The 4,231-nt window shown below is 37.3% G+C and carries 2 protein-coding genes; both read right to left on the bottom strand.

Features of this window, described 5'->3' with window-relative positions; genetic code table 11:
* A partial coding sequence (locus F6K22_RS33840) for a tetratricopeptide repeat protein (protein ID WP_293108486.1) occupies nucleotides 1-1,205 on the bottom strand: 1,205 nt, incomplete at its 3' end.
* A gap of 1,471 nt (nucleotides 1,206-2,676) precedes the next feature.
* Nucleotides 2,677-3,615, bottom strand: coding sequence for a calcium-binding protein (locus tag F6K22_RS33835; RefSeq protein WP_293108484.1), 939 nt, complete (start codon nucleotides 3,613-3,615; stop codon nucleotides 2,677-2,679).
* Between the last annotated feature and the right edge of the window lie 616 nt (nucleotides 3,616-4,231).

Here is a 4,231-nt window from a genome sequence, read left to right as displayed (position 1 = left end):
TCTGCCGAACTTGGTTGAATTTGTAACGCCCTTTGATAAAAATATTCAGCAGTTTCATAATAACCAGTTTCCATCAATACATTGCCAAAATGAACATAATATTTGAGCAAATATTGAGATATTTTCTGATACTGCTGCTGAGAATTTTCTGAATAATTTTCTAACTTAAGCAGCTCCTTGAAAAAATTAAACCCAGCCACTTTAGTCAAATACAATTCATCTAAATTTCTACTGTCAACACTCTTTAACCTAGCCTCCAATAACAGACAATACTTATCAAAAAAATGATTATTATAAATCATCTTTTGCAAACAAACAAAAGCCTCATTCAACTTACCTATAGTCATTAAAGAAAAAGCACAGTCACTATAGACTAATACATTATCTTTTTCTCCCTTCAGTCTAATAACCTCTTGAAAATATTTTACCCCCCATTCATGCTCCCCAATAATTTGTAATGCTTTGCCCAAATTATAATGCGCTTTAATAAAATTAGGTTTTAATTCTATAGCACGATGATAAGCAGCGATCGCCTCTAGAGGATTTTTCTTTAATAAAGTAAAACCAAGATTATTATATAAATCTGCCGCATCTGATTTGATATCTAACCCTTTTTTATAAACTTCAATAGCCTCTTCTGTTCGATTCATATCGGCTAAAACGCCACCTAAATTATTATATGCTTCTACAAAATCTGGCTTTAATCTTATTAACTCTCCATAAACATCAACTGCTGCTTGATAATTTCTTTGCAACTCTAAAACTATACCCAAGCTTAAATAAGCCTTCAGATAATTCGGTTTAAGAATAATCGCTGTTTCGTAGCAGTTAATCGCACCTTCCAAATCTCCATATTGATGCTTTATATTACCTAAATTATAATATAGCTCCGGCCATTTTAATCCTAAATCAATTGCTTTTTGATATTGATTAACTGCTTCAGCAATCCACCTTTTATGACTATATAACTGACCGAGAAAAGCATGAACTTCTGCATACTCTGGCTTAATCTCCAAAGCTTTTGTATAAGCAAACATAGCCTCATCAAAATTATCTTCTGCTGCGTAACTTTCCCCTAAAATTCTGTAAACATCAGCAGAGTTTGGTTGTATTTCTAAAATTTGTTTACAGGTTGCTCTTGCTTGACTTAATTTACCTTCACTCAAGTATGATTTTGCTAATCTGAGATGTTTTTCTATTTTCATCCTTAGCTATCAATGAAATTTTTCTTTGCTGCTGGCATAAAATTATTATGTCATAGTGAACCTACACGCCTAAAATGTTGCAAAGTAGGGGCGAGTTCCGTGTTAAGTTGGTGCTGTTACAAATTATTAGATGAACCCCCCCATCCCAATAATAATTATGCACATTAGCTCTTTTTTGTTAGTCCAGCAGGGTGCATTAGATGACTAAAACTTACCGAGAAATTGTGGGTATGCGCCTCCCCTTTTAAGGGGAAAAAAGCGGTCGGAAAGCGCAGCATTCCGTAGGATGGGATGGCGAGGTCTCCCGCTCTTGCAGAGCCGCTTCGAAGTTCGCCATATCCAATCTCCCCTTGAGAAGAAAAAATTTTTCATGATTAGTCAATCCTATCCGTTTTCAAGGAGAGGTAATTATTAATTATTAATTATTAATTATTAATTGTTGAACCCATAACACACCATTAGGACTTACGCAGATACAACATATATAGCGTTAAAAACTATAACGTTATAGTTTTTAAACTCTATATATAGTAGCTTTGTGTAAGTCCTGACCATTTTATACCAATTCCCATGCATTAACGCTATGCTTGGGCAACACTTCAGTTATTAACTACTTAACAGAGGCATAATTACCTTTTTGCCAATTTTAGCCAAGTTAATGTTAATTATTCTTATGTTGTACGGACGTTGCATGCAACGTCCCTACCTCCCCCACTCCCCTACTCCCCTACTCAAAAAATTGTAGAAAAGTTTTTGAGAAACGGTATTATACCAAATTCATGCATAGATAGTTAGAGTAAAATGATGACAAAACTGTTAGTAATTTTGCGGCCGATGTAGAGGAGGTAAATCAAATTATCCCTTGATAAAAAAACAATTTCTTATCATTTAAGAACTATTTTTGGTCAATTATGGAACACTTTTACTCTCAGACCAAATAAATAATATAAATTCTTACCTCCTGACTCCTGACTCCTGACTCCTAAGAACAAAGTCACTGTAGCAATATTTTATGAAATTGGTATTAGTTGTCTCACTCCAGTGCAAAATTTGTAGAGCGGTGGGGTGGTTCATCTGATTAAATGTTTAGCCTCATTAAGTTATATCAAATCCCCTTAATTCGGTATAAAAAAATGTTTCATCTTCAGCTACCAAATATTTCGCTTATCTACCCATCTCCTCACACCCCCCACCCTTCCCACACTCCCCACACTCTTTATCTAATTACACCAATGCTACCGGATTTGATATTAATAGGACTTACGGATAGACCATATATGTAGAGTTCAAAAACTATAGCGTTATAGTTTTTAACGCTATATGTAGTACCGATGCATAAGTCCTGATTAACTAGAACCCGCTCCTACTATATAAAACAAAAACAAAATTCCCCCCTAAAATTAGGAGGGAGTTAGTATCTTCATTCTTGGGTTATACCCATATTTGAAACCAGATTTATTAATAACTAGACTTAGAATATTTCAAAGTCAGTATTTTCTAATGGATTATCAGCATCATATACAGTATTATCAACCTGAGCAAATTGATTTTCATCACCAACATTACCTGGTGTTGGATCGTAGTAAATCAAACCATTAGCAGGGTCATAAACAATCGCTGCTGTATTTCCTACACCTGGGACAAAGTTCACAATTACCTCAAACTGATTTTCTGGTAATGGATTGCCAGTAGGTGTACCTGCCAAAGCATTAAATCCGGCATTCTGTAATTCCTCTGGGAGGTTAGCAGCTAAAACTATTCTATCTCCCTCATCCCTATTAAAGTCTGTCAGGGTGTCAACTCCGTAACTACCATCTGCACTATACCAGAAGAAGAAATCATCAGCTCCAGCGCCACCTGTTAAAACATCATTACCCCTTGAACCAGATAGGAAATCATCCCCTATACCACCGTCTAGACTATCAGAATCTTTACCTCCATCAAGAAAATCATTACCTGCATTACCCTCTAGGAAATCAACACCTGAATTACCCTGTATGCTGTCATCTCCCGATCCACCGCTTACTATGTCATCTCCGCGATCGCCGAAGATCAAGTCTTCTCCTTCGCCACCGTCTACAGTATCATTATCTCTACCACCTCTGAGACAATCATCTCCTGCACCTCCTAATATGGAGTCATCTCCTCGGTTACCTTGGATGGAGTCGTTGCCAGTACCACCACCTGCAGTATCAGAACCTTCACCTAATATAACTACATCATTACCAGCACCTGCTCCAACTAAGTCATTACTAGCCAAAGCTGAAATACTATCAGAACCACTTGTTCCTGCAAGACGATCTTCTCCTGGAGTTCCAACTAGAATACGTCCCCCATCATTGACATCTGGGTTAAGTACATCTACTGATGGATCTGTTTCGGTACCTGGTGGAATTACTACAAATGTCACTTGCTTACCTCGTTTTTTAGAATTTACTATTGCTAATTTATCTGTAATTTGCTCAAAGAGCTAATTTTTAGATTCTGTATAGATGGCCTTTTTGTTCTTTTATATCTTTGTTTATAGGGAAAAATTAACCCTTGTGAACTTAGGACATTACAAGGATAATGATTGTTCCCTTTTTATTCAACCGTTCTTAGAAACCTACAATAATTTGTAAAATCTACAATTATCTGTTCTATTCCCTATTCCACTGGAAACGTCGGCGTTATCCAGTCCACAAACCGTCATGATCGAATTGACCGCCATAGCTAGATTCAAGGTAGCACTTAAGTCTCACACCCAACTGAAATTGCAGTATTCGCATTGAAATACACGCTCCGATAAAGACAGATACTGTTTCACATTTTCACAGCTAGAGTAAGTCTTAGAATTAGGGAACCATTTATCTCAACGTTGGCCCTTGACCCGCGCTCTCCTGAGGTCGGGAGCTGAGATATGGGAAAACCAATCAATGTTGCGGTTTTTCCAAAGCGTGTGCTATTGTACTTAGAGGCTGCTGGGCTAGCAGTGTCAGCGCCAGTCGCTCATGGGGGAGACCCCCAAGACCGCGCTGGCTTGTCTG

Origin of the sequence: Okeania sp. SIO2F4, from assembly GCF_010672385.1 — a bacterium.
Taxonomy (GTDB): domain Bacteria; phylum Cyanobacteriota; class Cyanobacteriia; order Cyanobacteriales; family Microcoleaceae; genus Trichodesmium.
Note: the sequence above shows the minus strand (reverse complement) of the source record. Positions and strands in the feature narration are given on the sequence as shown.